Raw genomic sequence first — 22579 nt, forward strand, 5'->3', positions numbered from 1 at the left:
CAAATCGGGCTAGCCCGCCAGCCGGCTGCGGCCGTCGGCACTGAACAGGTGCAGTTTATCCCGCGCCGCGGTGACCCTGACTCGCTCGCCAACGGCGGGCGCGGCTTCTCCGGGCAGCCGGACGATAATCTCACCAGGGGGCAGTTCGCCCGGCTTGGCGCTGACGGTTGGCCCCGCGCCGTCGCGCGCCCTCGTGCCATAGACGAAGGTTTCCGCGCCGACCCGCTCAATGGCGTCGATCACGAGTTCGAGCGCCAGCCCTCCCTGCGCCGGACCGGCCATTGCGAAGTCTTCCGGGCGCACGCCCAGGATGGCGTCGCCGGGCACCTTGATCTGCAGCGCATCAAGCAATCCGCCGAGATCGTTCGTCTTGACCGACAGCAGATTCATCGGCGGCGCGCCGATGAAGGACGCGACGAAGGTGGTGGCCGGCTTGCGATAGATGTCGAGCGGCTTGCCGATCTGTTCGACCACGCCGCCGTTCATCACCACCAGAATATCGGCGAGGGTCATCGCCTCGAGCTGATCGTGTGTGACGTAAATCGATGTGGTCTTGAGGCGGCGTTGCAGCTTGCGGATTTCGACGCGCATCGCGATGCGCAGCTTGGCATCAAGATTCGACAGCGGCTCGTCGAACAGAAACACTTTAGGCTGCCGCACGATGGCGCGGCCCATGGCGACGCGCTGGCGCTGGCCGCCCGACAGTTGCCGCGGCTTTCGCTCCAGCATTGGCGTGATTTCGAGAATCTGCGCAGCCTCGCGGACGCGCGTATCGATTTCGGGCTTCGGCATGCCGCGGTTGCGCAGGCCGTAGGCCATGTTGTTGTAGACGGTCATGTGCGGGTAGAGCGCGTAGTTCTGAAACACCATGGCGATGTCGCGGTCCGCGGGCTCGATCTCGTTGACCACGCGGCCGCCGATATCGATGGTGCCGCCGGTGACAGTCTCAAGTCCCGCCACCATGCGCAGCAGTGTGGACTTGCCGCACCCGCTGGGCCCGACCAGCACGCAGAACTGTCCGTCGCCGACCTCGAAGTTGATGCCCTTGATGGCATCGACCCCGCCGGGATAGGTCTTGCGGACATCGTGCAGAACGACGTTGGCCATCTTGTGATTCCTACTTCTCGGTCTCGACCAGACCGCGCACGAACAGTCTTTGCATCAGGATCACCACGGCCACCGGCGGCAGCATTGCCAGCACGGCGGTTGCCATCGCGAGCTGCCACTCCGCGAGCTCGTCGGTGGTCGTCAGCATTTTCTTGATTCCGGTCACGATGGTCTGCATCGAGTCCTGCGTGGTGATCAGCAGCGGCCACAAATACTGATTCCAGCCGTAGATGAACTGGATCACGAACAGCGCGGCGATGGTGGTGATGGACAGCGGCAGCAGCGTATCCTTGAAGAAACGGAAGGGGCCTGCGCCGTCGATCTTCGATGCTTCCAGAAGCTCTTCGGGAACGGTCATGAAGAACTGCCGGAACAGCAGCGTGCCGGTGGCCGATGCGATCAACGGCAGGATCAGCCCGGCATAGGTATCGAGCATGTGCAGATCGGCGACCACCTTGTAGGTCGGATAGATGCGGACTTCGACCGGCAGCATCAGTGTGACGAAGATGATCCAGAATGCGGTCTTGCGGAACGGGAAGCGGAAATACACCACGGCAAAGGCCGACAGGATCGAGATACATATCTTGCCGACCGCGATGCCGATCGCGGAGATGAACGAGTTCATCAGCATGTGGCCGACCGGCTCGCGGCTGGTGCGCGAGCCGCCGACAAAGATCGCCCGGTAATAGTTCTCGAGGGTATGGCTGCCCGGCGACAGCGGCATGTTTCCGTTGACCACGGTGGCGGCATCGTGCGTCGAGGCGATCACGGCGAGATAGACCGGGAATACGACAATGAAAACGCCGAAGATGAGAATGGCGTAGGCGACGAAATCGCGCAGCGGACGATGCTCCACCATCAGTACTGCACCTTGCGTTCGACGTAGCGGAACTGGACGGCGGTCAGCGCGATGACGATCACCATCAGCACGACGGATTGCGCGGCGGAGCCGCCAAGATCGCCACCGAGGCGTCCATCCGCATAGACCTTGTAGACCATGGTCGTGGTCGCGCCCGCGGGACCGCCGCCGGTGACCGCGTCGATGATGCCGAACGTGTCGAAGAACACGTAGACGACGTTCACCACCAGCAGGAAGAACATGGTCGGCGACAGCAACGGAAACACGATGGTCCAGAACCGGCGTAGTGGACCGGAGCCGTCGATCGCTGCGGCTTCCAGCACACTTTTCGGAATCGCCTGAAGTCCGGCGAGGAAGAACAGGAAGTTGTAGGAAATCTGCTTCCAGACCGCGGCCATCACAACAAGGGCCATGGCGTGATTGCCGTTCAGCAGCGGATTCCAGTCAAAACCGAAGGCGCGCAGCGGCCTCGCCAGCGTGCCGAGCGAAGGATGGAACATGAAGATCCACAGCACGCCCGCGATCGCCGGCGCGACGGCGTAGGGCCAGATCAGAAGAGTCTTGAAGGCAGGCGCCGCTTTCAGGTTCTTGTCGGCCTGGGTTGCAAACAGCAGGGCGATGCTGAGTGAGAGCAGGGCGACCAGGGTCGAGAACACCGCAGTGGTCAGCATCGCCTTGTAGTATTCGGGCTGTGCGAACAGCGCCTCGTAATTTTCCAGACCGACGAATTCCGAGGCAAGGCCGAAGGCGTCCTCACGCTTGAACGATTGCCAGACGGCCTGGCTGGCGGGCCAGTAAAAGAAGATGAATGTGATCGCGAGTTGCGGCGCGAGCAGCAGATAGGGCAGCAGTCTGTTGTTGAAGGTAGCCGACTTTTCCATTCAGGAAACCCTCCCCTTCCCCCGCTTGTGCGGCGGGAAGGGGTTGGACATTGAGGCTGGGACGAGCACGGAGATTTACTTCGCTGTTTTCTCGAATGTCCGCAGCATGGCGTTGCCCCGGCTCACGGCGGAATCGAGCGCATCCTTGGCAGTCTTCTGGCCGGCCAGCGCGGCCTCTAGCTCTTCCGCCCAGATGTCGCGCATCTGCACCATGTTGCCGAAACGAAGCCCGCGCGAATTCTCCGTCGGCTCCTTGTTGGTGAGCTCCTTCAGCGGCGTCTGCAGCGTCGGATTCTTCTCATAGAAACCATCCGCCTTGGTCTTCTCATAGGCTGCCTTGGTGATCGGCAGATAGCCGGACTCCTGATGCAGCCTGGCCTGACGGTTGGTGTCGGACAGGAAGGCGAAGAATTTTGCGACGCCCTTGTATTCGTCGGGCTTCTTGCCGCCCATTACCCAGAGCGATGCGCCGCCGATGATCGAATTCTGCGGCGCGCCGGCGACGTCGGGATAATAAGGCATCGGTGCGGAGGTGAACTCGAACTTCGCAGTGCCCTTGGCGGTTGCGTAGTATCCCGACGATGTCAGGAAGAGAGGGCATTCGCCGGACCCGAAGCGGCTTTCGCTCGCATTGGCGCGGCCGGAATAGTCATAGGTCTTGTCTTTCTGCAGGTCGATCAGGTTCTGCAGATGCTTGATGTGCAGCGGCGAGTTGAACTTGAGCACGGTGTCGAAGCCGTCGAGGCCGTTCGCCTTGGTGCCGATCGCCACATTATGCCAGGCGGAAAACTGCTCGATATGCGCCCAGGATGCCCACGCATTGGAAAATCCGCAGGTGGTGTATCCGGCCGCCTTGAGCTTTTTGGCGGCGTCGAAAACCTGCGGCCAGGTTTTCGGAATCTCCGCGATGTTGGCTTTCTTCAGCGCGTCGAGATTGACCCACATCACCATCGAAGACGAGTTGAAGGGGAACGACAGCATGTCGCCTTTCGCCGTCGAGTAGTAGCCGGTGATCGCCGGGAGATAGGCCTTCGGATCGAACGGCTCGCCCGCGTCTTTCATGAGCTGGTAGACCGGCTTGATCGCCCCCGTAGCGCTCATCATGGTCGCGGTGCCAACCTCGAATACCTGAATGATGTGCGGCGCGTTGCCGGCACGGAATGCGGCGATACCCGCATTCATGGTGTCGGGATAACTTCCCTTAAAGGAAGGGACGACCTTGTAGTCGCTCTGCGAGGCATTGAAATCAGCCGCGAGCTTGTTGACGATGTCGTTGTTGCCGCCGGTCATGGCGTGCCACCATTGAAGCTCGGTGACGGCCTGGGCGGGCGTTGCAAAAGCAAGGAGGGTGGAAGCAGCCAGGCCAAAGCCCATCTGGCGGATTGTCATCGATCGTTTCTCCCTGAAGCCGTCACCATCGTTGCGCGGTAACAGCGCCGGATGACGTGCACGTGACGCGGAATGGTAGTCGGGGAGGGCCGCCGGAGGGAAGCCCTAAATGATCCGGGCCCGATGCGGATATCGTTCAATAAAAGAAAACGGGCGGCGGTCGTGACAACCGTCGCCCGGTCATTTGCAGCCTTGCGCGGTGTTATCGCTTCCGCTGATTGACCACCACGCCGGCGGCCTTGAGATCCGCGATCTCCTTTGCCGAGTAGCCGAACTCACCGAGAATCTCGTCGGTGTGCTGGGCGAATTTCGGCGGCACATGGCGCAGGCTGGCCTTGGTCCGGTCGAACCGGATCGGCGAGGCGACGCCTTTGTACCAGTCCTTTTCGATCACATCGCCGCGAGCCTTGGTATGCTCGTTGGACAGCGCTTTGTCGACCGACTGCACGGGCCCGGCCGGCAGTCCCGCTGCGAGCAGGCGACGGCAGAGCGGCTCGCTATCGAAATCCTTGAGGATGTCGACAAGCACGGCACGCAGTTCGTCGCGGTGTGCGATGCGGTCGCGGTTGCGGGCGAAGCGCGGATCGGTGCCGAGTTCGGGACGCCCCAGCTCCTTCATGAGTTTGCGGAAAGTGCCGTCGTTGCCGACGCCCATGAAGATGTTGCCGTCGCGTGCCGGGAAAACCGCATAAGGCACAAGGTTCGGATGCTCGTTGCCGGTCAGCGCCGGCGGCTTGCCATGCATGAAGAAGTTTGCGGTGTGCGGATGCATGATCGCGAGACCAACCTCGTAAAGAGTGGTCTCGAGAAACTGTCCCTTCCCGGATTTCGCGCGTTCGGCCAGCGCCATCAGGATGCCGGTGGCAGCATAGAGGCCGGTCGACATGTCGACGAGTGCAACGCCGATGCGCGTCGGGCCGCTTTCCGGCGATCCGGTCGAGGCCATCAGGCCGACCATCGACTGGATGATCGCGTCATAGCCAGGATGGCCGCCGTGCGGCCCGTCAGCGCCGAAGCCGGAGATGCGACAGTGAATCAGCCTGGGGAATTTCGCGCGCAGGAAATCGTTGCCGATGCCCCACTTATCGAGTGTGCCCGGTTTGAAATTCTCGATCAGCACGTCCGCCGTCTCGAGCATCTTCATCAGCACGGCGCGGCCGCCGTCGGAGGCGAGATCGAGGCCGACAGAACGCTTGTTGCGGTTGGTGCCGATAAAATAAGCCGCATCATCGTCGTGGAACGGAGGGCCCCAGTCGCGGGTCTCGTCGCCGGCCGGTGGCTCGACCTTCACAACATCCGCGCCGTGGTCGGCGAGGATCTGTGTGCAGTAGGGACCACCGAGCACGCGCGTCAGATCGATCACGCGGAGTCCGGCCATTGCCCCGGGCGCGGTTTGGGTTGTCATTGAGTCAGCCTTCGATGAGCAGAGAATGAAAGATGCTGCTGCAGCGATGCAGCGTGCCGTCACATTGAAAGAATTCGCAACGCGCCGTCAATATCGCGGCCGATGAGGCATCCATGCACGCGCGCATGCTGCGCTGCCGCGTTGTTCAGTGAGCGAACGTGGCGCGTGAAGGTTCAATTTCGCTGATCGAAATCTTGAGGTTGGTGGAGCCAGGCGGGATCGAACCGCCGACCTCTTGCATGCCATGCAAGCGCTCTCCCAGCTGAGCTATGGCCCCGAACACCTCACCGCACTTTGGGGAGTGCGGCGAATTACCTTTTCAAACCTGTCCGGCTTGAGCGCGAAGCAGATGTCCGCTTCGCGAATATGCGCCAAAAATCACACTTGAGAACTTATCTCAAGTCTCTTCATCGCCCGAGACATCGCCGATGATATCGGTGACGTCTTCGTCGTCTTCCTCGTCCTCGGCGATGAAGGTCGAATCATCATCATCGTCGTCGGCAAGGGTTTCATCGACCTCGATATCGTCCTCGGATTCCGGCAGCACGGCCTTGACCTTGCCGCTGTTCTCTTCGGCGTCCGCCTCTTCCAGCGAGACCAATTCTTCCGACTCCGCGGGCTCCGGCACGATGCTGGCCGCGTTTGCCGCAGCGGCACGTGCGGCCGCATCGGCGCGCGTGCGTGGCGGAGGCACCGGCGCGATCGGCACGATCTCACCGGTGTATGGCGAAATCACCGGGTTTTTGTTGAGGTCATAGAACTTTTTGCCCGTGGTCGGGCAAATGCGCTTGGTTCCGAGATCGGCTTTGGCCACGGTTTATAGTCCTGAGAATGTCTTGAAAAAGCGGTGCTTCACTTGGCTAGTTGCGCCGCCGCTGTCAACCCCGGTTTGAGGGATAAATGACCGGCCCGTGACGTCCTGTAAACCCCGTGGTACGAGCCGCTCTGCATTGAGGAAACGCAATCTTGTCCCATTCCAATCAACCAACCCCGCTGGAATCGCGGGCTACGGGCCCTCTCAGCGGCCGCGTTCGCGTTCCGGGCGACAAATCGATCTCTCACCGGGCCCTGATTCTGGGCGCGTTGGCTGTGGGTGAAACCCGGATTTCCGGACTTTTGGAAGGCGAAGACGTCCTCAATACCGCCAAGGCCATGGCCGCGCTCGGCGCAAAGGTGGAACGCACCGGCGAGGGGACCTGGTCGGTCCGCGGCGTCGGGGTCGGCGGCTTCAAAGCGCCGGACGCGCCGCTCGATTTCGGCAATAGCGGCACCGGGTGCCGCCTTGCCATGGGCGCGGTGGCGGGATGTCCGGTCGCCGCGACATTCGATGGCGATGCGAGCCTGCGCAAACGGCCGATGCGCCGGATTCTTGATCCGCTGGAACTGATGGGCACCCGCGTTACATCCAGCGCGGAGGGCGGGCGGCTGCCGATGACGTTGCAAGGCGCGCGTGATCCGATTCCCGTCACCTATCGCACCCCGGTTGCCTCGGCGCAGATCAAGTCGGCGGTGTTGCTGGCGGGATTGTCCGCGCCAGGTGTCACGACCGTGATTGAGCAGGAAGCCAGCCGCGATCACACCGAACTGATGCTGACGCATTTCGGCGCGCAGGTGGTGACGACGAAGGAGGGCGCGCACGGCCGCAGGATCGCACTCACGGGGCAGCCTGAATTGCGCGGCGCCGATGTGGTCGTGCCGGCCGATCCGTCATCCGCAGCGTTTCCGATTGTCGCTGCGCTGATCGTGCCGGAGTCCGACGTCACGCTGACCGACATCATGACAAACCCTTTGCGGACAGGGCTTTTCACGACATTGCGTGAAATGGGCGCTTCGATCGAGGAGAGCCATCAGCGGGGCGATGCCGGCGAGCCGATGGCGCAATTTCGCGTGCGTGCGTCGCAACTCCGCGGCGTGACCGTGCCCCCGGAGCGCGCGCCGTCGATGATCGACGAATATCTCGTGCTTGCGGTTGCCGCTGCCTATGCGGAAGGCGTCACCACCATGCGCGGCTTGCAGGAATTGCGCGTCAAGGAATCTGATCGGCTCGAGGCGACTGCGGACATGTTGCGCGTCAACGGTGTCGAGGTGGAGATTTCCGGTGACGACATGATCGTGGTGGGCAAGGGTCACGTGCCCGGCGGCGGCCTCGTCGCCACCCATATGGATCATCGCATCGCGATGTCGGCGCTGGTGATGGGCGCAGCGTCGGATGCGCCGGTGAAAATCGACGACACCGGATTCATCGCAACCAGCTTCCCTGACTTCATCCCGATGATGCGCAGTCTGGGAGCCGATTTTTCATGATCATCGCCATCGACGGTCCTGCCGCTTCCGGAAAAGGCACGCTCGGCAAGCGTCTCGCCCATCATTACGGGTACCGCCACCTCGATACTGGGGTGATTTATCGTGCGGTCGCCTATGCCTTGCTGGAGGCTGGGTCCGACCTGAGCGACGAGAAGCTGGCCGTTGCGGCGGCCATGGAACTCGACCCGGAAAAGTTCGGCAATCCGGTCCTGAAAACCCAGAAAGTGGGTGACGCGGCCTCTGTGGTGTCGGCAATTCCCAAGGTCAGGGAAGTACTTATCAATTTTCAGCGGCAGTTTGCGGCCGATCCGCCGGGCGCCGTGCTGGATGGCCGCGATATTGGAACCGTGATCTGCCCGGATGCCGATGTGAAAATCTTTGTCGTGGCAGACCCCCATGTCCGGGCCCGCCGGAGGACCCTGGAGGCCCTTGCCCGGGGCGAGGCGGCGGACGAGGCGGCGGTGCTGGCGGACATCCTCAAGCGCGACGAACGCGACCAGAACCGGGCTACAGCGCCTTTAAAAGCGGCTCCGGATGCATACTTGCTGGATAACTCTCAGTTGGATATAGAGAGCGGCGTCCGGGCTGCCATCGACATTGTCGAGGCCGTTCGAGCGGGCCGGCCGAGGGCTTAGTCCCTGCCGTCATTGGAGGAATGCCCGCTCCCGGTTTTCTGAGGTCGATCTTCGTCTCAGCTCCGGACAGCAGACCATGCGCTTTCCAGGCGCAGCAATCCAATTTTGCACCGTATCGTTCGTGCAGGCACACGCCGGCCCGCTGTCGCAACTCTCTTTGCGGAAGCGGTCGTCAAAGGTTGCGGACCTTTGACACTGGATGCGCGATACGCCCTTAACCCCGCTGCCGGCATTCCGCATTTGGAGAACAAATGGCTTCGACTGCTACTTCATATAATCCTTCCCGCGACGATTTCGCGGCGATGCTCGACGAGTCCTTTGCAGGCGGCAATCTGCAGGAAAGCTCCGTCATCAAGGGCAAGGTTGTTGCAATTGAGAAAGACATGGCCGTCATCGACGTCGGCCTGAAGACCGAGGGCCGCGTGGCTCTCCGCGAATTCAACGGCCCCGGCCGCGAGAGCGACCTCAAGGTCGGCGACGAAGTCGAGGTGTTCCTCGACCGGATCGAGAACGCACTCGGCGAAGCCGTGCTGTCGCGCGACAAGGCGCGCCGCGAGGAAAGCTGGGGCAAGCTGGAGAAGGCCTTCAACAACAACGAGAAGGTTCACGGCGTTATCTTCAATCAGGTCAAGGGTGGCTTTACCGTCGATCTCGACGGCGCTGTCGCCTTCCTGCCGCGCTCGCAGGTGGACATTCGTCCGATCCGCGACGTCGCACCGCTGATGAACAACTCGCAGCCGTTCCAGATCCTCAAGATGGATCGCCGCCGCGGCAACATCGTGGTGTCGCGCCGCACGGTTCTCGAAGAGACCCGCGCCGAACAGCGTCAGGAACTGGTGCAGAACCTCGAAGAGGGTCAGGTCATCGACGGCGTGGTCAAGAACATCACCGATTACGGTGCGTTCGTTGATCTCGGCGGCATCGACGGTCTGCTGCATGTCACCGACATCGCATGGCGCCGCGTCAACCATCCGACCGAAGTGCTCGCCATCGGCCAGACGGTCAAGGTGAAGATCATCAAGATCAACCACGAGACCCACCGCATTTCGCTCGGCATGAAGCAGCTGCTGGACGATCCATGGCAGGGCATCGAGGCGAAGTATCCGCTGAACTCGCGCTTCACCGGACGCGTCACCAACATTACCGACTACGGCGCGTTCGTCGAACTGGAGCCGGGCATCGAAGGCCTGATCCACGTTTCCGAAATGTCGTGGACCAAGAAGAACATGCACCCCGGCAAGATCGTTTCGACCTCGCAGGAAGTCGAAGTGCAGGTTCTCGAGGTGGATTCGGCCAAGCGCCGCATCTCGCTCGGTCTCAAGCAGACCATGCGCAATCCGTGGGAAGTGTTCGTCGAGAAGTTCCCGGTCGGCTCGACCGTGGAAGGCGAAGTCAAGAACAAGACCGAGTTCGGTCTGTTCCTCGGCCTCGACGGCGAAGTGGACGGCATGGTCCATCTGTCCGACCTCGACTGGAAACAGCCGGGCGAGCAGGTCATCGACAACTTCAAGAAGGGCGACATGGTCAAGGCCGTGGTGCTCGACGTCGATGTCGAGAAGGAGCGTATCTCTCTCGGCGTGAAGCAGCTTGAGGGCGACCCGTTCGCAGAACCGGGCGACGTCAAGAAGGGCGCCGTCGTGACCTGCGAGATCATCGAGGTGAAGGAAGCCGGTATCGAAGTTCAGATCACCGGCACCGACTTCACCACCTTCATCAAGCGTTCTGAACTCGCTCGCGATCGCGGCGACCAGCGCGCCGAGCGCTTCGCCGTTGGCGAAAAGGTTGACGCCCGCGTAATCCAGTTCGACAAGAAGGCGCGCAAGGTGCAGGTCTCGATCAAGGCGCTTGAAGTCGCTGAAGAGAAGGAAGCCATCGCGCAGTACGGATCTTCGGATTCCGGTGCGACGCTGGGCGACATTCTCGGCAACGCGCTCAAGAAGCGCGACAAATAAGCGCCTCGTCGCTTAAACCAATCAGGGCTCCGGATTTTCCGGGGCCCTTTTTGTTTGCAGATGCTGTTTCGTTTATTCGGCTGAGTGAAGCTCAGGAACAGCCGCTTCCTCGCCATTCCATCCGCAGGCCTTGAGCCGCTCATGCAGATGTGCTGGCACCGGCGCGACCACGCGCACCGGCGGCTTGTTCTTCGACAGTGGAATCACGATCTCGCGCGCGTGAAGATGCAGCGACGGTTCGCCGAAGCGCGGCCCGTTGCCGTAGATGTTGTCGCCGACGATCGGCCAGCCGCTCGCGGCGCAATGCACGCGCAGTTGATGCGTCCGCCCGGTGATCGGTTCCATGGCAAGCCAGGTCAGGCCGTCGCCACGACCCATGACCTTCCACGTCGTCCTCGATGGCAGCCCATTCGGGTCCGGCTTTTGCCACCAGCCGCGTTCAGCGTCCAAACGTCCCAGTGGAATATCGATTTCGCCTTCGTTTGCATCGGGGCTGCCTTCGACCACGGCCCAATAGGTCTTGTCGATCTTGCCGTGCTTGAACAGCAGGCCGAGCGATGCGGTCGCCTTGCGATGGCGTCCCAGCACGAGACAGCCCGACGTATCGCGGTCGAGCCGGTGAGCCAGCACCGGCGGGCGCGGGAGGCCGTAGCGCAGGGCATCGAACGAGGCTTCGAGATTGGGGCCGCCTTTCGGGCCCTTGTGCACGGCGATCCCGGCCGGCTTGTCGATCACCAGCATCAAGCCGTCGCGGTGAAGCACGCGGGCCTGTATTTCTTCCGGTGTCGGTTGCGGCGTATCCATTGGTATCGAGTGACTTTCGTTTGTAGCCTGAACCGGGTAACACACCCTCCTTATGAGTGACAGTCCGCAGGATCAACCGAAACAAAGCTGGTGGAAGCGGCTTTCCGCCGGCCTCAAGCGCACGTCGAGTTCGCTCGGCACGGCGGTGGCCGATCTCGTCACCAAGCGCAAGCTCGACCGCGCCATGCTCGATGACATCGAGGATGTGCTGCTGCGCGCCGATCTTGGAACCGAGGTCGCAGCGCGCATCTCGGAGGCCGTGGGCAAGGGACGCTACGACAAGTCGGTGTCGGCGGAAGACGTGACCAATATTGTCGGCGCCGAGGTTGAGAAAGTTCTCGCGCCTGTTGCCAAGCCGCTGATGATCGACGCCGCGCACAAGCCGTTCGTCATTCTCGTGGTTGGGGTCAACGGCTCCGGCAAGACCACCACCATCGGCAAGCTCGCCGCAAAGCTCACCGCGGAAGGCCGCAAGGTGATGCTGGCTGCGGGCGATACCTTCCGCGCTGCCGCCATCGAGCAACTGAAGGTGTGGGGCGAGCGCAACAAGGTTCCGGTGGTAGCCCGCGCGCAGGGCTCGGATTCGGCAAGCCTTGCGTTTGAAGCCGTGGAAGCCGCGAAAGCGCAGGACATCGATGTGCTGCTGATCGATACCGCCGGGCGGTTGCAGAACAAGACCGAACTGATGGTCGAGCTTGAAAAAGTCCGGCGCGTGATCAGCAAGGTCGACGCCTCTGCGCCGCATGCCGTGCTGCTGGTGCTCGATGCGACGGTCGGTCAGAACGCGCTGTCGCAGGTCGACGCATTCCACAAAGCGGCGGGCGTCACGGGTCTGGTGATGACCAAGCTGGATGGCACGGCGCGCGGCGGCATCCTTGTGGCGCTGTCGGAGAAGTACAAGCTGCCGGTGCATTTCATCGGCGTCGGCGAAGGGATCGACGATCTCGCGCCGTTCACCGCGCGCGATTTCGCCCGCGCGATTGCAGGACAGGACAACTGACCATGGCCGTCTCGGACAAACCCGCGCCGCATCCGCTGTTCAAGCTCGCGACCGAACTCGGCCCGCTGGTGATTTTTTTTGGAGCCAACGCGAAGTTCGGGCTGTTCGTCGCCACCGGTGCATTCATGGTTGCGATCGTCGCGGCAATTGCCGCGTCCTACATTGTCACAAAGCATGTGCCGTTGATGGCAATCGTCACAGCCGTCATCGTGCTGGTGTTCGGCGGGCTGACGCTGTTCTTCCACGACGAAATGTTCATCAAGGTCAAGCCGACCATCATCTATGCGCTGTTTGCCGCCACGCTTGGGATCGGATTGTTGATGGGCCGTTCCTTCATCGCGATCATGTTTGACCAGATGTTCAACCTCACGCCACCCGGCTGGCGGCTGTTGACCATCCGCTGGATGTTTTTCTTTGCGGGCATGGCGGTGCTGAACGAGATTATCTGGCGCACCCAGAGCACGGATTTCTGGGTGTCGTTCAAGGCGTTCGGCGTGATCCCGATCACCGCGATCTTTGCCATGGCGCAGACGCCACTGATCAAGCGCTTCAGCATCGCGCCTGCGACCGACGAGGCCGGCGACATCGAACGCGGCGATATTACGAAGGGCTAGTGTAATCCGTCATTGCGAGGAGCGTCAGCGACGAAGCAATCCAGCTTTGTTTCCAAGAGTGGATTGCTTCGCTTCGCTCGCAATGATGAAAAAGAAAAACGCACCGGCATTGCCGCCGGTGCGTTTCGCTGGATCATGTCACGAAGAGCAGGATTACTTCTGCTTCGCGATGATCTTGTCCTTGATTTCGGCGTAGGTCTTCTCAGGCACGATCTTCTTCTGCACAAGTTCGTCCTTGCCCTTGTACGGGCGACCCTTGATGATCGCGGCCGAGTAAGCGTCGCCGATGCCCTTGAGCGCCTTCAGTTCATCCGCGCTTGCCGAATTGATGTCGAGCAGGTCGGCCTTCGGGGCTGCCTTGGGTTCCTTTGCAGCCGGAGCCATCTTGTCGGCCTTCGGTGCGGGAGCCATTTTCGCGGGCGCCATCTTGTCGGATCCGGCCGGCTGGGTCGCCTGCGAGAACGACGGCGAGGACGCGAGCAGGCCGAGCGCAAGGGTCGCGGCAGTCAATGAAGCAAGTTTCATATAACGCATGGGTGTCCCTCCAGGACAGTGATTGCAACACCCATAGCGTATGTTCGAATTCGTGGCTGCGCCATGGCTCCAAAATGAACGGCAGATAAAAGCGCAAAATTATTTTCGGTGGCTGCCGACCCCAATCAGGGTCTGGCGCGCAGTGCTTTCTCGATCTCGGCCTTCAGCAACCGCTCGAAATTCTCCGGCGTCACCGGTCCAATCAGCTTGTAGGAAATGGTCCCGTCGCGGCCGATCACGAACGTCTCCGGCACGCCGTAGACGCCCCATTCGATCGACGCCCGGCCATTGGCGTCGACGCCGACGGCATTGAACGGGTTGCCGTAGCGCCCAAGGAAGCGCCGGGCGTTGTCCTGCGCATCCTTGTAGTTGATGCCGATCATGCGGATGCGCTTGTCCTGCGCGAGCTGCAGCAGCAGCGGCGCTTCATCGTGGCATGGCACGCACCACGAGGCCCAGACATTGACGACACTGACCTGTCCCTTGAATGCCGCGGGATCGAGGCCCGGCACCTGTTCGCCGCCGGCGATCAGCCCTTCGAGCGGAGGGAGACCTGTCTGCGGCGCGGGGCGGCCAATCAAGGCCGATGGAATCCGTGCCGGATCGCCCGACCCGAGCCTGAACCAGAACAGCCCGGCCAGCACGGCGAAGGCGACCAGCGGCAGCGCCACCAGCCATGAGCGGGATTGCCGCCGCGTTGCGCCCTCATTGCTCACGATGGTTTGCCGGGCGGTTGCGCCGAGCGGCGGGTGATGCCGCTGGCTTCGAGTTTACGCAACGTCTGCGTCTGGCGCCGGAAGTCGAGCGCGATCCAGACGATGAGGGCCACGACGACGAACGCGACCAGCGCATAGGACGTGACGATGAAGGAGGCGTATGGACCGAGCGACGTGAGAAGGGACATCGTGGTCACGCCGCCTGCCGGCTGGCTTGCATCATCTGCAGGGTTCGCACCCGCCGCCGCAGCACTTCATTGCGCATCGCGGCCAGATGCAGCGTCAGGAACAGCAATGAGAAGGCGACGGCCATGATCAGCAGCGGGATCAGAAACACGCGGTCCATGCTCGGACCGCCTGCGCGGATCACTGATGCGCCCTGATGCAAGGTGTTCCACCAGTCGACCGAAAACTTGATGATCGGAATATTGATCGCGCCGACCAGCGTGAGGATCGCGGCGGCGCGGGCCGCGCGCGAGGGATCTTCCACCGCGCGCCACAGCGCCATGATGCCGAGATACATCAGGAACAGGATCAATACTGAAGTGAGCCGCGCGTCCCATTCCCAGTAGGTGCCCCACATCGGACGGCCCCACAGCGAGCCGGTGACCAGCGCGAGAAATGTAAAAGCTGCGCCAATCGGAGCGGCAGCCTTCGCTGCAACATCCGCCAGCGGATGCCGCCACACCAGTGTGCCGAGCGCGGCCACGCTCATGACGCCCCAGACGAACATTGACAGCCACGCGTTCGGCACGTGGATGAACATGATCTTCACCGTCGCGCCCTGCTGGTAATCGTCAGGCGCCATGGCTGATTGATAAAGGCCTATTGCGAGCAGGATCGCGGTCGCTGCGGCCAGCCAGGGCAGCACGCGCTCGGTCAATGCGAGGAACCGTGTGGGATTGGCGAGGTCGATGAGGCTCATGGCGTTCCTGATAATCGTGACAAGCGCGGCAGGCAATGCGCGCAAGTGTTACCGCAGCGCAGTTCCGCGAGAGTTGATCGGGCGCAATATCGCATCAGTCGAGGCCCTGCCGCAGGCTGGCCGCGGCGGCGAACGGGCCAACCACAAGGCTGACCAGCGACAGCGCGCACAGGATCGAGAACGGCGTGCCGAATGCACCAGGTTTGTCGATGGCCGCATTCGAGGCCGCGACGCCGAAAATCAGCACCGGTATCGACAGCGGCAACACCACCACCGCAAGCAGCAATCCGCCGCGCCGCAGGGTCACGGCCAGCGCAGCCCCGATCATGCCGGTAAATGTCAGCGCGGGTGTTCCGACCAAGAGTGTCAGCGCGACCGCGAACGTGGCGTCGGCGTCGAGATTGAGCAGGATGCCGATGATCGGCGTCGCCACGATCAGCGGCACGCCGGCCGCCAGCCAATGCGCCAGCGCCTTCGCCGCGCAGCTCAATTCCAGCGGTATGCGGCTCATCACGATCAGATCGAGCGACCCGTCGTCCTGATCGGCGGTGAACAGCCGATCCAGTGTCAGCAGGCTTGCCAGCATTGCGCCGAGCCAGAGAATGGCGGGGCCGATGCGCTTGAGCAAAGCCAGATCGGGGCCGAGGGCGAACGGTATCACCACCACGACCGAGACGAAAAACAGCACGCCGATCAGCGCGCCGCCGCCGGCGCGCAGCGCAACGGCGATGTCACGGCGAACGAGTGCAGCCAGAGCGCTCACGCGTCACCGCCGATCCGCAATTCGTGCGTGGGAATGCCGAGCGGTCCATGGGTTGCGGCGAGAATGATTCCGCCGCTGCGCAAATGAGCGCCCATCAGATCGGCAACCATGGCCTGACCGGAGGTGTCGAGGGCGGAAGTTGGCTCGTCCAGCAGCCAGACGGGGCGGTTGACCGCGATCAGCCGGGCAATCGACAGGCGGCGTCGCTGTCCGGCCGACAGAAATGCTGACGGCAGATGGGCGGCATGGCCGAGGCCGACGGCCTCGAGGCTGGCGGTGCCGTCGATGGCCTCGCCGCCGAGGAAATTCCGCCAGAAATCGAGATTTTCCAGCACCGTAAGAGACGGCTTCAGTGCGTCGCGGTGGCCGAGGTAATGCGCCTGCTCGGGCAGCGTCAGCTCTGCCTCGCCGCCCTCCAGCGTCATCGCACCGCCGGCGGCCGGAAGCAGCCCCGCGATGATCCGCAGCAGCGACGACTTGCCGGCTCCGTTGATTCCGGTCACCGCCAGCGCCTGCCCCGCAGGAACCTCAAAATCGAGACCGGAAAAGATGCTTCGCCCGCCCCTGACGCATTCCAGACCCTGACCTGTAAGCCTCATAACGGATTGACCGATGGCTTGTGACAGGGTGCTGCGGTTCCAGTCGTGGCAGGCATGAGAAGCGGACAATCCATAGCGGGTGTGGTGGACAGACTGGAAAGATTCTATAAAACCGGAACTTGGTGCAGCACACAATCAGCCGCCGGAAACAGCACGGTTCAACCCTGATTCCTTCGCTCTTGACGGTGTCCCGATACCTTTTGCCGGGTGTCTCTAACTTTTTGAACTGGGATCGTTCACATGCCCTCACTCGACAGCTTTAAGTGCCAGAAAACCCTCAAGGTCGGCGCCAAGACGTACGTGTATTACAGCCTGCCTGCCGCTGAAAAGAACGGCCTCAAGGGCATTTCGAAGCTGCCGTACTCGATGAAGGTGCTGCTCGAGAACATGCTGCGCAACGAAGACGGCCGCACTGTCACCAAGGCGGACATCGTCGCGTTCTCGAAGTGGGCGAGCAAGAAGACCCTCGAACACGAAATCGCATTCCGCCCCGCGCGCGTGCTGATGCAGGACTTCACCGGCGTGCCTGCGGTGGTCGATCTCGCCGCCATGCGCAACGCAATGAAGTCGCTCGGCGGTGATGCGGAAAAGATCAACCCGCTGGTCCCCGTCGATCTCGTGATCGATCACTCGGTGATCGTGAACTTCTTCGGTGACAACAAGGCTTTCGGCAAGAACGTCGCGGAAGAGTACAAGCAGAACCAGGAACGTTACGAATTCCTGAAGTGGGGCCAGAAGGCGTTCTCGAATTTCTCCGTGGTGCCGCCCGGCACCGGCATCTGCCATCAGGTCAATCTCGAATATCTGGCCCAGACGGTCTGGACCAAGAAGGAGAAGATGACCGTCGGCAAGAAGACCGCCACCTTTGAAGTTGCCTATCCGGATTCGCTGGTCGGCACCGACTCGCACACCACCATGGTCAACGGTCTTGCGGTTCTCGGCTGGGGCGTCGGCGGCATTGAAGCCGAAGCCTGCATGCTCGGCCAGCCGCTCTCCATGCTGCTGCCGGATGTGGTCGGCTTCAAGCTCGAAGGCCAGCTTAAGGAAGGTGTCACCGCGACCGACCTCGTTCTCACCGTCACCCAGATGCTGCGCAAGCTCGGCGTGGTCGGCAAGTTCGTCGAGTTTTTCGGCGCCGGCCTCGATCATCTCTCGGTTGCCGACAAGGCCACCATAGCGAACATGGCGCCGGAATATGGCGCGACCTGCGGCTTCTTCCCGGTCGACAAGGCCGCGCTCGATTATCTCAAGACCTCGGGCCGTGCTTCGGCGCGCGTCGCGCTGGTTGAAAAGTATGCCAAGGCGCAGGGCCTGTTCCGCACATCGAAGTCGCCGGATCCAGTGTTCACCGAGCTTCTGACTCTCAATCTCGCCGATGTGGTGCCCTCGCTTGCCGGTCCGAAGCGTCCGGAAGGCCGTGTCGCGCTGCCGACGGTTGCCAGCCTTTTCGACGATGCACTGACCAACGAATACAAGAAGCCGACGGATCACAATGCGCGCTTCCCGGTCGAGGGCCGCAAGGAAGATCTGGGCCACGGCGATGTGGTGATTGCCGCTATCACCTCCTGCACCAACACCTCCAACCCCAGCGTGCTGATCGCTGCGGGTCTTCTGGCCCGTAAGGCCGCTGCAAAGGGTCTCAAGGCGAAGCCATGGGTGAAGACCTCGCTTGCACCGGGCAGCCAGGTGGTTGCCGGGTATCTCGCGGATTCCGGTCTGCAAAAGGATCTCGACAAGGTCGGCTTCAACCTTGTCGGTTTCGGCTGCACCACCTGCATCGGCAATTCCGGCCCGCTGCCGGAAGAGATATCGAAGGCTATCAACGACAACGGCATCGTTGCCGCCGCCGTGCTCTCGGGTAACCGCAACTTCGAAGGCCGCGTCTCGCCCGACGTGCAGGCGAACTATCTCGCCTCGCCGCCGCTGGTTGTCGCCCATGCACTGGCTGGCACGGTGACGAAGAATCTCGATGTCGAGCCGATCGGCACCGGCAAGGACGGCAAGCCCGTTTATCTGAAAGACATCTGGCCCACCACGAAGGAGATCAATGCCTTCATCAAGAAGTACGTCACTTCGACGATCTTCAAGAAGAAGTATGCCGACGTGTTCAAGGGCGACACCAACTGGCGCAAGATCAAGACCGTGACCAGCGACACCTATGCCTGGAACATGAGCTCGACCTATGTGCAGAACCCGCCGTACTTCGAGGGCATGAAGATGAAGCCCGAGCCTATCAAGGACGTGCTCGATGCGCGCATCCTTGCGATGTTCGGCGACAAGATCACCACCGACCACATCTCTCCGGCCGGTTCGATCAAGCTGACCTCGCCCGCCGGCAAGTATCTGTCCGAGCACCAGGTGCGGCCCGCCGACTTCAACCAGTACGGTACGCGCCGCGGCAACCACGAAGTGATGATGCGCGGCACGTTCGCCAACATCCGTATAAAGAACTTCATGTTGAAGGGCGCCGACGGCAACGTTCCTGAAGGCGGTCTGACCAAGCACTGGCCCGACGGCGAGCAGATGTCGATCTACGATGCCGCGATGAAGTATCAGGCCGAGCAGGTGCCGCTCGTGGTGTTCGCCGGCGCCGAATACGGCAACGGCTCGTCGCGCGACTGGGCCGCCAAGGGAACGCGCCTGCTTGGCGTGCGCGCCGTGATCACCCAGAGCTTCGAGCGCATCCATCGCTCGAACCTCGTCGGTATGGGCGTGCTCCCGCTGACGTTCGAGCAGGGCGAGTCGTGGCAGTCGATCGGTTTGAAGGGCGACGAGAAGGTCACGATTCGCGGCCTTCAGGGTGATCTCAAGCCGCGTCAGAAGTTAACGGCGGAGATCGTGTCTTCGGACGGCTCGCAGAAGCAAGTGTCGCTGCTTTGCCGTATCGATACGCTCGATGAGCTTGAATACTACCGGAATGGCGGCATTCTCCAGTACGTGCTGCGCAATCTGGCCGCGTAACATGCGGTCTGGAAACGCATCCGTGAACAGCCTCACCGCGAAGTGAGTAGCGAGCTACCAGGGGGCGGCCTATCAAGGGGCCGCCTTCTTGGTGAGGAGGCATCATGCATCGTGGGGGCAGACGGGATGTCTGATTTGCCAGTTTCGATACCGACAAGGGCCGGTGCAATCGCCTCGCGGCTGTCGCGCACGCTGGGCGTTTGCGCGATCTTTACCGTCATCACACCGGTATGCGCAGATCCGCGCGCAGTCGTTGAACTCTTCACCTCTCAGGGATGTTCGTCTTGTCCGCCCGCGGACAAGGTGCTCGGTGAGCTGGCGCAGGATCCCTCTGTGATCGCGCTCAGTTTGCCGATCGATTATTGGGATTATCTCGGCTGGAAGGACACGCTGGCGGATTCGCGGTTCAGTGCGCGTCAGAAAGCCTACTCGCATGCACGCGGCGACCGCGGCGTCTACACGCCACAGGCCGTCGTCAACGGCACGACAAACGTTCTTGGCAGCGATCGCGCGGCAATCGAGAACGCCACGAAGAGGACGCAGAACAACGACGGCGTGATGTCGGTCCCTGTGACGATGACGCAGTCTGGCGGACAGATCAAAGTATCGGTGGCGGAAGGTAGCGGCAGGAGCGGCGAGATCTGGATTTGCGCCGTGTCGAAAGCGGTTCCGATCACCATCTCACGCGGTGAGAATCGCGGACAGCAGATCACGTATCACAACGTGGTGCGTAACGTGCTGAAGGTCGGTGACTGGAACGGCAAGGCGGGCAGTTGGTCCGTACCGCTCGAAAACATCACGCGCGATGGCGTCGATGCCGCAGCGGTCTATATTCAGGACGGCAATCGCGACAAGCCCGGCCCGATGCTTGGTGCGGCCTTTACGTCGCTGAACTGATTCAAAAAATTTTGGATGATGCGCTGCCGGCAGCGATTGCTCGCGGCTGCACGGTCGTCTCTCAACGAGATCGCCAAAACAAAAACGGCCAGCTTGCGCCGGCCGAAGGATTGGGGATCCAGTTTACTGCGAAGAGTTAGACCCGATCCTGACGACCCCGGGGGGCTGGGGGCTGAGGAATCCGGTGCCGAAAGGACCGGGTCAACGCAGTTTCCTTTTGATCGCAGCCCAGCACGGCGGGGGATGGGCCGAATTCGGGCGGCATTATGATTTTGCCTGACGTCCGCGTGATGCCTTTGCTCCTGAAACGGACAGCGGATACGCCTGAAATCAGACTTGCAGGCGTGGCCAGACGGGGCGATCATGTCACCTGCGTGACAGGAGGCGCCGATGAGTTCAATGTCGGGCGATATCGATCCGAGCGAGAGCAGGGGGCTGGAGCGCAGCACTGCGCCGCTCCCGCCCCAGACCGTAACGTTCAATCGCGTCGAACTTAATCGCATTCTGAATCTCTACGGACGCATGGTCGCCGACGGTGAGTGGCGCGACTATGCGATTGATTTTCTGAAAGACCGCGCGGTGTTTTCGATTTTTCGCCGCGCGTCGGAGGTCCCGATCTACCGGATCGAAAAGGACCCGCGGCTCGCCCGCAAGCAGGGTGCGTACAGCGTGATTGCCGCCAGCGGACAGATTCTGCGCCGCGGCCATGAGCTTGATCGCGTTCTGCTGGTGATCGATCGCAAGCTCGCGCTGGTTTGATTAATCTTTTGGCGTCGTCTCGCCGCCCTCGCCCAGGGCGCGCTGCATCATCACCGTGTCGAGCCAGCGGCCGAACTTGAACCCGACGCTGGGGTGCGTGCCGATCATTTCGAATCCGGCGCGGGCATGGACGCCAATCGAGGCGGCGTTGGCGGAATCACCGATTACGGCGATCATCTGCCGGTAGCCGCGATCTTCGCACGCGGCAATCAGGTCCTGCATCAGCCGCGTGCCGATGCGCCGTCCCTGCGCCGCAGGATCGAGATACACGGAGTTTTCGACTGTGAACCGATAGGCCGGACGGGGCCGGTAGGGTCCGGCATAGGCATAGCCGACGACGATGTCTTCCATGACCGCCACCAGATACGGGAAGCCGGCCGCCGCCAGTGCTTCGTAGCGTCGTGTCATTTCGGCAAGATCGGGCGGGTCGAGTTCGAAAGTCGCGGTGCCGCGGAGAACCGCATGACGATAGATCGCCGTGATCGCGGGGAGGTCGGTGACGGCAGCGGGCCGGATATGAAGCTGGGGCATGTCGATCGCAGAGAATGGTGCCGGAGCGGTGAAGCCCCGCAGTCCTATCAGCGAAGGACCGCAAAACAAAAGCCCCGGCTTTTGGCCGGGGCTTTCAAGAGTTCACTGATCAGCCACGATCAGATCTAGTCGCGCTGTCCAAGGAGCTGCAGCAGCAGCGTGAACAGGTTGATGAAGTTAAGGTAGAGCGACAGTGCGCCGGTGATTGCCGCGCGCTCCGCCACGTCGCCACCCTGGCTGGCGTAGCCGTAGATGTAATCGTTCTTCAGGCGCTGGGTGTCCCAGGCGGTGAGGCCGGCGAACACCAGCACGCCGATCACCGAGACGATGAACTGCAACATCGTGCTAGCGATGAACAGGTTCACCAGGCTGGCGAGGATGATGCCGAACAGGCCCATCATCAGGAACGATCCCATCCCGGTCAGGTCACGTTTGGTGGTGTAGCCGTAGAGGCTCAGCGCACCAAACGAGGCAGCCGTGATGAAGAACACCCGCACGATCGAGGTGTGCGTGTAGACCAGGAAGATCGACGACAGCGAGATGCCCATCAGCGCCGCGAATACCCAGAACAGAAGCTGAGCGGTTGCGGGCTTCAGGCGGTTGATGCCGAACGAAATGGCGAACACCATCACGAGCGGCGCGAGGATGAACACCCACTTTAACGGGCTGACAAACATCGCGACGCCGAATGACGTCAGGTACTGCTTGCCGATCCGGCCCGCGGCTGCAGAAGCGTCGGGCGTGACGGCGCCCATGTACACGCCGAGAGCGGCAAGGCCAGTGATGGCCAGGCCGATCGCCATGTAGTTGTAGATCTTAAGCATGTACGAGCGCAGACCGGCATCGACGGTCGCGGCGTCAACGCGCCCGGCGGCCCGGCCGAAAGGTGACGTATAGTTGCGGTCCAAGTCCGACATGGTCGAAACCCCGTGGTTGTCTGGCGA

23 protein-coding genes and 1 tRNA gene are annotated in these 22579 nt (G+C 61.8%); 8 read left to right on the plus strand and 16 right to left on the minus strand.

Going from position 1 to position 22579, the window contains the following annotated elements; all coding sequences use genetic code 11:
- Window positions 1–9: 9 nt before the first annotated feature.
- The 7 genes from AC1RM7_RS14535 to AC1RM7_RS14565 form a co-directional block, all read right to left on the minus strand.
- On the minus strand, window positions 10–1107 hold the full coding sequence (locus AC1RM7_RS14535; protein ID WP_024920189.1) for a sn-glycerol-3-phosphate import ATP-binding protein UgpC: 1098 nt from the start codon (window positions 1105–1107) through the stop codon (window positions 10–12).
- 10 nt (window positions 1108–1117) lie between these two features.
- Window positions 1118–1966 carry a sn-glycerol-3-phosphate ABC transporter permease UgpE gene (gene ugpE / locus AC1RM7_RS14540; protein WP_024920190.1) on the minus strand — a complete coding sequence of 283 codons (849 nt, stop codon included), beginning with the start codon at window positions 1964–1966 and terminating at the stop codon, window positions 1118–1120.
- On the minus strand, window positions 1966–2847 hold the full coding sequence (gene ugpA / locus AC1RM7_RS14545; RefSeq protein WP_024920191.1) for a sn-glycerol-3-phosphate ABC transporter permease UgpA: 882 nt from the start codon (window positions 2845–2847) through the stop codon (window positions 1966–1968). The genes ugpE and ugpA overlap by 1 nt, the downstream gene beginning before the upstream one ends.
- Window positions 2848–2922: 75 nt before the next feature.
- Entirely contained in the window at window positions 2923–4236 is a 1314-nt protein-coding gene (gene ugpB / locus AC1RM7_RS14550) for a sn-glycerol-3-phosphate ABC transporter substrate-binding protein UgpB (RefSeq protein ID WP_006023251.1), read from the minus strand.
- Window positions 4237–4438: 202 nt separating this feature from the next.
- The gene (locus tag AC1RM7_RS14555) at window positions 4439–5641 is read right to left on the minus strand and encodes a CaiB/BaiF CoA transferase family protein (protein WP_024920192.1); all 1203 of its coding nucleotides are present in this window, start codon (window positions 5639–5641) and stop codon (window positions 4439–4441) included.
- 201 nt (window positions 5642–5842) lie between these two features.
- Window positions 5843–5918: transfer RNA gene (locus AC1RM7_RS14560), tRNA-Ala, on the minus strand.
- 120 nt (window positions 5919–6038) lie between these two features.
- Window positions 6039–6455 (minus strand): TIGR02300 family protein, encoded by a 417-nt coding sequence (locus AC1RM7_RS14565; RefSeq protein WP_006023249.1) that lies wholly within the window; start codon window positions 6453–6455, stop codon window positions 6039–6041.
- Window positions 6456–6607: 152 nt separating this feature from the next.
- Here AC1RM7_RS14565 and aroA point away from each other — a divergent pair, with 152 nt between their 5' ends.
- The 3 genes from aroA to rpsA all read left to right on the plus strand — a co-directional run bounded on the left by aroA (window position 6608) and on the right by rpsA (window position 10532).
- The gene (gene aroA / locus AC1RM7_RS14570) at window positions 6608–7945 is read left to right on the plus strand and encodes a 3-phosphoshikimate 1-carboxyvinyltransferase (RefSeq protein WP_024920193.1); all 1338 of its coding nucleotides are present in this window, start codon (window positions 6608–6610) and stop codon (window positions 7943–7945) included.
- Window positions 7942–8580: a (d)CMP kinase gene (gene cmk / locus AC1RM7_RS14575; RefSeq protein WP_024920194.1), complete on the plus strand. Its 639-nt coding sequence runs from the start codon at window positions 7942–7944 to the stop codon at window positions 8578–8580. The genes aroA and cmk overlap by 4 nt, the downstream gene beginning before the upstream one ends.
- Window positions 8581–8831: 251 nt before the next feature.
- On the plus strand, window positions 8832–10532 hold the full coding sequence (rpsA, locus tag AC1RM7_RS14580) for a 30S ribosomal protein S1 (RefSeq protein WP_006023246.1): 1701 nt from the start codon (window positions 8832–8834) through the stop codon (window positions 10530–10532).
- A gap of 72 nt (window positions 10533–10604) precedes the next feature.
- Here rpsA and AC1RM7_RS14585 read toward each other — a convergent pair whose 3' ends face one another.
- On the minus strand, window positions 10605–11336 hold the full coding sequence (locus tag AC1RM7_RS14585; RefSeq protein ID WP_024920195.1) for an RluA family pseudouridine synthase: 732 nt from the start codon (window positions 11334–11336) through the stop codon (window positions 10605–10607).
- 52 nt (window positions 11337–11388) lie between these two features.
- Between AC1RM7_RS14585 and ftsY the strand changes: the two genes are divergently transcribed.
- Together ftsY and AC1RM7_RS14595 are read left to right on the plus strand one after the other, a co-directional pair.
- Complete coding sequence (gene ftsY / locus AC1RM7_RS14590; protein ID WP_024920196.1) at window positions 11389–12336, plus strand: signal recognition particle-docking protein FtsY; 948 nt, start codon at window positions 11389–11391, stop codon at window positions 12334–12336.
- 2 nt (window positions 12337–12338) lie between these two features.
- On the plus strand, window positions 12339–12950 hold the full coding sequence (locus AC1RM7_RS14595) for a septation protein A (RefSeq protein WP_024920197.1): 612 nt from the start codon (window positions 12339–12341) through the stop codon (window positions 12948–12950).
- 153 nt (window positions 12951–13103) lie between these two features.
- Here AC1RM7_RS14595 and AC1RM7_RS14600 read toward each other — a convergent pair whose 3' ends face one another.
- The 6 genes from AC1RM7_RS14600 to ccmA all read right to left on the minus strand — a co-directional run bounded on the left by AC1RM7_RS14600 (window position 13104) and on the right by ccmA (window position 16487).
- A complete protein-coding gene (locus AC1RM7_RS14600) occupies window positions 13104–13484 on the minus strand; it encodes a ComEA family DNA-binding protein (RefSeq protein WP_024920198.1) in 381 nt (126 codons plus the stop codon).
- Window positions 13485–13609: 125 nt separating this feature from the next.
- Window positions 13610–14200, minus strand: coding sequence for a DsbE family thiol:disulfide interchange protein (locus AC1RM7_RS14605; RefSeq protein ID WP_024920199.1), 591 nt, complete (start codon window positions 14198–14200; stop codon window positions 13610–13612).
- Window positions 14197–14388, minus strand: a complete 192-nt coding sequence (ccmD, locus tag AC1RM7_RS14610; protein ID WP_024920200.1) for a heme exporter protein CcmD — start codon at window positions 14386–14388, stop codon at window positions 14197–14199. Before ccmD ends, AC1RM7_RS14605 begins: the two co-directional genes overlap by 4 nt.
- A 5-nt stretch (window positions 14389–14393) precedes the next feature.
- Window positions 14394–15125, minus strand: a complete 732-nt coding sequence (locus AC1RM7_RS14615; RefSeq protein ID WP_006023239.1) for a heme ABC transporter permease — start codon at window positions 15123–15125, stop codon at window positions 14394–14396.
- A gap of 94 nt (window positions 15126–15219) precedes the next feature.
- Window positions 15220–15888 (minus strand): heme exporter protein CcmB, encoded by a 669-nt coding sequence (ccmB, locus tag AC1RM7_RS14620; protein WP_024920201.1) that lies wholly within the window; start codon window positions 15886–15888, stop codon window positions 15220–15222.
- Window positions 15885–16487, minus strand: coding sequence for a heme ABC exporter ATP-binding protein CcmA (gene ccmA, locus AC1RM7_RS14625; RefSeq protein WP_024920202.1), 603 nt, complete (start codon window positions 16485–16487; stop codon window positions 15885–15887). The genes ccmB and ccmA overlap by 4 nt, the downstream gene beginning before the upstream one ends.
- Window positions 16488–16727: 240 nt before the next feature.
- Between ccmA and acnA the strand changes: the two genes are divergently transcribed.
- The 3 genes from acnA to AC1RM7_RS14640 all read left to right on the plus strand — a co-directional run bounded on the left by acnA (window position 16728) and on the right by AC1RM7_RS14640 (window position 21104).
- Window positions 16728–19448, plus strand: a complete 2721-nt coding sequence (acnA, locus tag AC1RM7_RS14630) for an aconitate hydratase AcnA (RefSeq protein ID WP_492837544.1) — start codon at window positions 16728–16730, stop codon at window positions 19446–19448.
- A 126-nt stretch (window positions 19449–19574) separates the two neighbouring features.
- Window positions 19575–20345: a DUF1223 domain-containing protein gene (locus tag AC1RM7_RS14635; RefSeq protein WP_006023235.1), complete on the plus strand. Its 771-nt coding sequence runs from the start codon at window positions 19575–19577 to the stop codon at window positions 20343–20345.
- A 390-nt stretch (window positions 20346–20735) separates the two neighbouring features.
- Entirely contained in the window at window positions 20736–21104 is a 369-nt protein-coding gene (locus AC1RM7_RS14640; RefSeq protein WP_006023234.1) for a DUF2794 domain-containing protein, read from the plus strand.
- Here the strand turns inward: AC1RM7_RS14640 and AC1RM7_RS14645 are convergent, their stop codons facing one another.
- On the minus strand, window positions 21105–21635 hold the full coding sequence (locus AC1RM7_RS14645; RefSeq protein ID WP_024920203.1) for a GNAT family N-acetyltransferase: 531 nt from the start codon (window positions 21633–21635) through the stop codon (window positions 21105–21107).
- A gap of 125 nt (window positions 21636–21760) precedes the next feature.
- Window positions 21761–22552, minus strand: coding sequence for a Bax inhibitor-1/YccA family protein (locus AC1RM7_RS14650; RefSeq protein ID WP_006023232.1), 792 nt, complete (start codon window positions 22550–22552; stop codon window positions 21761–21763).
- Window positions 22553–22579 lie beyond the last annotated feature (27 nt).

It is taken from the genome of Afipia sp. GW822-FHT03D08, from assembly GCF_058801645.1.